The sequence below is a fragment of the Hymenobacter sp. ISL-91 genome (assembly GCF_018613725.1).
Classification (GTDB): Bacteria; Bacteroidota; Bacteroidia; order Cytophagales; family Hymenobacteraceae; genus Hymenobacter.
The window spans coordinates 20,520-27,826 of sequence record NZ_JAGGPS010000029.1 but is presented as its reverse complement, the minus strand read 5'-3'; the positions used below and the strand labels follow the sequence as shown (position 1 = coordinate 27,826).

Sequence of the window (7,307 nt, the reverse complement as noted above, 5' to 3'; positions counted from 1 at the left end):
TCTCCGAAAAAGGAGAGGGGGCCGGGGGGGTGAGGCGCACGCGGAGGGCGACATGCGGGAACTTATCAACTATGGAACCGGGGCCGGGCACCGTGGGGTGCAACGCAACGCAACCACGCCTACGAAGCCGCCTCCGTTTGCGTCAGATTATACCCGATTTCCGCCGCCAGACTCGCGTAGGGCACCTCGCGCACCGGGGTGCCGGCGCGTACGGCCAGGGTGGCCAGCGCCCCACAGGCCTCGCCGGTGGCCGAGGAAGTGGGCATGATGCGGATGGCGCTGTGGCCCTCGCGGGTGGACGAAATGCAGCGGCCGGCCACCAGTAGATTGTCGGCCTCTTGCACCAGCAGCGAGCGAAGCGGCACCTCGTAGTACTCGCCCTCTTCCACGTGTTCGAGCACCGAATCTTCGTCTTTCTGGCCGTGAATGTCGATGCCGTAGCTGGAGCGGGCCACCGGGTCGGCGAACTTGTGCATGTTGCGCACATCGGCCCCCGTAACGGCGTAGTCGCCCACGGCGCGGCGGGTTTCGCGCACGCCCACCTGCACGGCCGTCTCTACGAGGTAGGAGTTCTCGAAACCGGGCAACTCCTGCTGAATCAGGGTCACGAGCTGGTCGACCTGGTTGCGGCCGGTGAGCTCGGCGGCGGTCAGGTCGGGGGAGGAGGAGCCGTCGAGGCCCAGCACATTGCTGGTGTTGAACGAGCCCTCGCCCGAGCCGGGCAGGGTGGTGAAGAAGATGTACTCGATTTCCGGGGGCAGGCGCTTCTCCTCAATGGCGCGGCGCACGTTGCTCCAGTAGCCGGCCACCGACACGATTTTCGAGAAGTCGAAGTCGTAGGTCATCCAGTCAAAGAAATCGTGCTTATTGGCCTTGGCGTACTCGGTGGCCCGCTCGATGTCGATGCCGCCCATCCGGAAAAACAGTGTCAGCGCCTGCAGAAGGCCCGTTTTCTCGTCGCCCTTCACCCATGGAAACTCGCCCAGGTAAAGCAGCTGGGCGTCGCCGGTGGTGTCAATGAACACCTGGCCACCCACGGTAACTTCGCGGCCGTCGGTGAGCATATCGAGGGCCGTGAGGCGGTTGCCTTCGCGGTGCACGCGTGAGATTTCGCCGTGCAGCAGCACCGTAACGCCGGCCTGACGGAGTAGCTCGTAGGCCGACGAGCGAAAGGCGCTGGCGTAGAATCCGTTGTCGATCATGCCGTTCTGACGGCGCATGCCGTCTTCCAAATCCTCGAACACGCCGCGTACCAGCGGCTGCCCGTGGATGCTGTGCTTCATAAACGGGCCCACCATGCCGGCCGTGCTCATGCCGCCCACGAAGCCGTAATGCTCCACCAGCAGCACCGAGGCACCCATCCGCCCCGCTTTCACGGCAGCCCCGATGCCGGCAATGCCCGCGCCGGCCACTATCACGTCGTAGTTCTTCTGAATTTCCATACTAGCTATTCGAATTTGCTTGAGCCGCCGAAACGGGGTGGAGACGCAATATTTTGCGTTTCGTCGTTGCTGATGTTGCCCGTTTCATACCGCGCTGTTCTTATGGTGTCGTTCAACAATGAGACGCGAAGATGCGTCTCTACACCCCTCTCCCACCCTGTCCGGCGGCGGCTTCCAGGTCGGCGGCCTGTTGCAGCCACTGGTGCGGGGCGTAGGTGCGGCCGGGCAGCAGGTCGGCTACGTGGTAGAAGGGCGCGGCGGCGGGGGCCGGGGCGGGCTGGTAGAGCAGTTGTGTTTCGGCGGGTACAATCTGCAAACGGCCCTCGTGCGGAGCCAGGGCCCGCGTCAGCTCATCCAGCCTATCGTTAGCGGCTGTTTCGACAAGGGTTTGCGCATCGGCGGGCAGGGCCAGGGCCAGCCAATAGCGGCCATCGGGCAGGCGCACGGCCTGTTGCAGGCCGGGCAGCCCCTCCACCACCGGCTTGGCCCCGGCGGGCAGCGGGCTGGTGAATAGGCACAGCCGGGCCCCGGTCAGTTCGCCGGTGCCCCGCACGATGCGCGTGAGGTGGCCGGCATCCGAGGCATCAATCACGCACCGTCCTGTAATTTCCAAGCCGCCTTCCTTGCCGATCAGGTGCAGCGTGGCGTACCCATCGGGGCCGGGCTGGTCGAGGCGGTGGGCCTTCACATGGAACAGCAGCGCCGCGTCGGAAGCCTCCAGCGCGCGTTGTAAGCCGATTTTCAGCACCTCAGGGTTGAGCACCCAGCCCTCGGGGCCGTCGTAAACGGTGGCGTAGGGGTTGGCGCGCAACTCCCCGAACAGTTCCCGGGCGTGGGGCGTGGTAGCCTCGGGCCACTGTTGCAGGCAGCTCAGGCTTTCGGTGATGCTGCCGCCGGGAAAACCGTAGGCATTCAGCACGAGCACTTTGCGGCCGGCCGCGGCGTGGTGCAGGGCCAGCAGGATGCCGCCCACCGAGGCCCCGTACACCACGTAGTCGTAGGCGGCCGGGTGGTCAAGCGAATGAATTTGCATAGAAAGGAAAGATTGGCCGGGATGGGACGCGGGAAGCTGCCGTTACAGACCGGCCGAGCCGGCTCATCCCTTAAGGCTTGGTGGGAATAGGGGCCCGGGGGGTGCTACCTGGCGTTCATCTGCACTGGCACCAGCGTAATGGGCGTGGGCAGACAGGAGGCGCCGGGGGGCGAGTAAGTGAGGTGGATGGTCTGCTCCTCACCGTTCGCCTTCGGCGCGAATACCTGGATAACCACGGCTTCGGGCTCCTGGCGGGTGGTGGGCTTGTCGGAAGGCAGCTTGACGATGCCGCCGGGGTGCAGGCCGGGGCTCACCATGACGGTGGTGGCCATGGCCTTGCACCACAGGTTGTTTTCGCCGCCGCCGCGGGCGTTGCGCGTGAGCAGGGCCAGGCCGCGGCCGTCGGTGCTCTTCCAGCGGATGGTGATGTCGTAGATGACGCCGTAGTTGCCCTTGAGCACGGCCGTTTCGGTGGTGTGGCTGGCGGTGCCCTCCACCCAGGGGTCGCGCTGGCCGTCGGCCACCGTTATTTCGGCCGCGCCCGAGCGAGTGTCGAACACCGAATCGGGCTGAACGCGGTAGTTGCTGACGCCAAAGATGCCGCGGCCGGCGCCGCTCTTGCTCTTGCCGGGCAGCACTTGCGGGTTGCGGGCCAAGGCTTTGGGGCCGGGCGTGGCCGGGTCGGTCTGGAGCACGGTTACTTCGCCGGGCTGGTCAATCAGGAACTCGTAGAAGCCGTGGACCAGGTCGTCGTACTTGACGGTGGTCTGCTCCCATTTCTCATCAATGGCCACGGCCTGGCCGGGCTTTACGGTGCGCACTTTGGCGCTGGGCTGCGAGGCGAAGTAGTCGGCCAGCCCGTTGCGGCCGATTTTGAGGTAGTCGCCGCTCGGCGGCTGGGCCGAATACTTAAGCATCTGGAGGCGCATGGGCCGCGAGCCGGTATTTTTGATGAGGGCCGTGATTTTGCGGTCTATCTTTTGGGGCTCCTTCACGCCATTGACGTTGTAGAGGTAGAAGCGCACGGTGCCGGGCTGCACCTGCTCGCGGAACACGGCTGCTTCGGGCACCCGGATGTACTCAGGGTCGTCGGAAATCAGGAACTGGGGGCCGGGCAGCACCAGCTTGTGGTAGCCCAGCTGGCGGCTCTTGCCAAAGGCAAAATCGGGCAGCTCGACGCTGGCTCCGGCTGCCGCTGCCAGAATCCGGGCGCTGGTGCTGTCGGGCGGGCCGGTGGGTGTTGCGCCGGGCGTTGTACCAGGGCCGGTGGCCCGCACTGTGGCTAGCGTGCCGGTCAGCAGGGCCGCCAGGGCCAGCCCGCGCTTCCAGTGGTTAAGCGAAAAATTCATGCGAAATCAGAAAGGAAAACGGAAAGAAAAGGCAGTAAAAAAAGAAGAGAAACTCGGTTTCTCTTCTTTTTTTACTAACAACAAGGCAAATGCTGGGCCGCGACTATTGCACCAGCAAACGGCGCACGCCCACGCCCGTGGTGGCCTGTACCTGCAGCGAATAGACGCCAGCTGCCAGCCCGTTCAGCTTCAGCTCCTGGCGGCCCGCAACGGCAGCACCTTGGGCCACAATGCGGCCCTGCAGGTCGCTCACCTGCCAGCGCTGCACGCTTCGGTCGTTGATATCGAGGGTAAAGGTACCATTGCCGGGGTTCGGGAACACGTTGATGGCGGCCGTGAGGGCGGCCGATACGCTGCCGGTAGTAGTGGTGGTTAGCGTGGCCAAAGCGGGGGCCGACAAGGCCTCACGCAGGGCGAAGGCCTTGAGGTAGTACTTGGCGCCCGCCTTCAGGCCGGGGATGTTGGCCGTTACGGTGCCGCCGCCAGTGGTGGGGCTCAGTACCTGCACGCGGCCGTAGTCGGCGGTACCGGCGCCGGCCGTGGGGTTGAGGCCGAAATCGGCGGCGCTGGTGCTATAGTACACTTCGTAGGCAATTTCGTTGGCGCCATCAGTGAAGCTGACGTCAATCGAGTTGTTGGCGCCCACCTTAGCCGTGAAATTGGCCGGGGCAGGCAGCGGGGCGGCAGTGGATGGCGTGGGGTCGAAGGTGTAGATGCGGCGCTGGTTGGCTGTGCTGCTGGTCAGGCTCAGGATAGGGCCGGCGGGCTGGGCATTCACGCCCGAGAAGGCGGCCACGTTGTAGCGGGCCTCCGGGATACTGGTGGCCACATAAATTGTGTTGTACACCGTTGGTGGCGTAGTAGCGTCAATCTTGTGGGTGATGCCCACCTGGTAGCCCTTGGCGGCACCGGTGCTGCCGATGTTCATCTCGCCATACACGTACTCGATGATGTTGCTGGTTTCGTAGAACCGAATCTGGTAGGTGGCATCTACCGAGCCGCTGTTGGCCAGCACGCCCAGGTTCAGGTATTCCACCACCAGCACTCGGTTGGGAGCCGTGCCGGCGGTTTTGTAGTGGATTTTGCCCGTAGCCGACGTGCCAATGGTCGTAATGTCGGCCGCTTGGAATGCCCGCATGAAGGCGCCGAAGCGCTCCAAGCCGCCCGTCAGCGTGGCGTTGGGCGCCAGCTTCTCCTCAGCCAGGCTCAGCAGGCCGGTGGGGTTGGCGCTGAACTGGCTGAACCGCTGGCCGTAGAACCACAAATCGAAGCCGATAGGCTGGAACGCCGAGCCGTCGACGTTGCCCACATTGGGCCCGAACAGTTGGGTGGTACCGGTGCTCATGTCCACGGCGCCGGTACGGGTGGTGGCCAGGCTGGCGTCGGTTTTGGTGGTCCAGACGTAGTTTTTGGTGTCGAGCTGGGCCTGGGCCGAGAGCGAGGTGCCGGCCAGCAGCGCCGCACAAGCCGCCAGACGGCCCAGGCGGCCAGGATTGGCCAGTTGCTGAAGAGTAGAAGGTACGCGCATAGTGTGGGGATTTAGGTGATAAGAAAATGGGGAAAGGCAAATTGGTGGGCCGACCAGCTAACTTACGCCCGCGGCCGGCCCGATTTCAGGTTACTACTTCAGCAGCAAACGGGTGCTGAGCCACTGGCCGTTGGGCTGCTGGGCCTCCACCACGTACTGGCCGGCCGTGAGCGAGCCGGGCAGCTCCAGCTTCTGGCTGGCCCCGGCATTCAACTTCAATGCCTGCTGGTATACCACGCGGCCCAGCTGGTCGACGACGCGCACGGCCTGCACGGGGGTTTCGGTGCGTAGCGTAAACTTGCCCTGGCTGGGGTTGGGGAACACCTGCAGGGCGCCCATATTCTTGCGGGCCTTGCGGGTGCTGGTGGGCACGGCGGTTTTGCCATCGAGGCGACGGTTGCGAATCACCATCACCGCGTCGCCGCTTACGAAGCGGCCGGCGGCGGTGCCCTCGGTGTTGAGCCGCACAACCCGCTGGCGGCCGGCGCGCAGGTAGTAGTCGCCCAGCTTCACGAAGCCGGCATTGGCCACGCGGGTCTGGTCGAGGGTGACAGTGGTGGGCTGGCCGCTGGCATCGAACACCTGGAAGGGCGCGGCGGTGCTCCGGTTGCTCGATACCACCTGGTAGGCGTACACCTCGTACCAGGCGTCGGTGGGCACGGTCAGGTAGTAGTCGAGCGTGTTGCCGGCCGTGCCGTCGGCGTAGATGCTGGGGCCGTTGTAGCCGGGGTTGTTGCTGGCGAGCCAGGTGCCCGAGCGCAACACGTTGGCTTGGTCGGAGGCGGGCACCAGGGCGTGGTACACGCGCCAGTCGGTGGGGGCAAACGGGGCAGTGGCGGGCGTAGCGAACCGGGTTTTACTCAGGTAGCGGAAGCGGCCGGCCAAATCATCAGCAAACCAGATGCAGCTGCCCAGAAAGCCTTTGCTCTTGGCCAAATCGAGGTAGCTCACCATTTGCGGGTTGGTGAGGACCACCGTGGCGCCCGGCGTTATGGCAAACGAAGGGTAGACCTTGGTGGGGTCATTCACCAGGTTTTTGGCGTAAGTGATATAGCCGTCGTATTGGGCCAGGTTGCCGGCGTAGCTCTGCACCTGCACATTGTCCACCTTGTTGTTGTTCACCCACCACTGCCAGTCCTGCAAATACTGGTTGTAAGCCGTGTAGGTGCTGGCGCCGTACTGGCTGGGCGCATTCGACAAAATCACGCGCGGGTTCACGCTTTTGATGCTGTCGTAGATGCGGGCGTGGAAGGCGTTGATTTTATCGGCCCGCCAGCGCATCCAAGCCGCGTCGTTGCCGGTCTGGGGTGGGTCGGCGCCGTTGTGCTCCTGCTTGTAGAGGTTGACCGTGAACGGGTCGTAGCCGTAGTTGAGGTTGGCGTAGCGGATGCGGTCGAGCTGGATGCCGTCCACATCGTAGCGGCGGCTGATTTCGGTGGCTAAGCCGATGAGGAAGTTCTGGGGGCCGGGGTTGCTCTGGGCCATCCAGTAGAAGTTGGAGCCGGGGTCGAGCTGCTGGCCGTTCTGGATGGTAGCGGTCCAGTCGGGGTGCTTGTCGAGCAGCGGGCCGCGCACTTCGCCGGGCTTGAGGGCCCCGGTCCAGCCGGCCACGAAGCCGTATTCAAACCAGGCTTCCACCCGCAAGCCCACGCGGTGCCCCTCGGCAATAGCCTCGGCCAGAATATCGCGCTCAGCGTACACGGGGTCGGTGTAAAGGCCGGTTTCTTGGAAGAACGTGTTGCTCTGGAACAGCGGGTAGCCCCGGCTCCACACGTTCACATACACCGTGTTGAAGTTGGCCGCCGCCAGGCTGTCCATCTGCTGGCCGATAGCGGCGCGGCTGGCATACTTGGTGCGCGTCAGCCAGGTGCCGCGCAGCTCTTTTACTTCCTGGGCCAGCGTAGCGGCGGGCAGCAACAGGGCCAGGGCAACGGTGAGGAAAGGTATTTTCATCG

Annotated in this window: 5 protein-coding genes; all 5 read right to left on the bottom strand. The window is 64.4% G+C overall.

What is annotated here, in order from left to right; genetic code table 11:
* Positions 1 to 119: 119 nt before the first annotated feature.
* Positions 120 to 1,442, bottom strand: a complete 1,323-nt coding sequence (locus tag J7E24_RS12545) for an FAD-dependent oxidoreductase (protein WP_215138502.1) — start codon at positions 1,440 to 1,442, stop codon at positions 120 to 122.
* Positions 1,443 to 1,581: 139 nt separating this feature from the next.
* Positions 1,582 to 2,475 (bottom strand): FAD-dependent oxidoreductase, encoded by an 894-nt coding sequence (locus J7E24_RS12540; RefSeq protein WP_215138501.1) that lies wholly within the window; start codon positions 2,473 to 2,475, stop codon positions 1,582 to 1,584.
* 104 nt (positions 2,476 to 2,579) lie between these two features.
* Positions 2,580 to 3,824, bottom strand: a complete 1,245-nt coding sequence (locus J7E24_RS12535; protein WP_215138500.1) for a hypothetical protein — start codon at positions 3,822 to 3,824, stop codon at positions 2,580 to 2,582.
* 103 nt (positions 3,825 to 3,927) lie between these two features.
* Positions 3,928 to 5,352: a T9SS type A sorting domain-containing protein gene (locus J7E24_RS12530; RefSeq protein WP_215138499.1), complete on the bottom strand. Its 1,425-nt coding sequence runs from the start codon at positions 5,350 to 5,352 to the stop codon at positions 3,928 to 3,930.
* Positions 5,353 to 5,445: 93 nt separating this feature from the next.
* Complete coding sequence (locus tag J7E24_RS12525; protein ID WP_215138498.1) at positions 5,446 to 7,305, bottom strand: family 10 glycosylhydrolase; 1,860 nt, start codon at positions 7,303 to 7,305, stop codon at positions 5,446 to 5,448.
* Positions 7,306 to 7,307 lie beyond the last annotated feature (2 nt).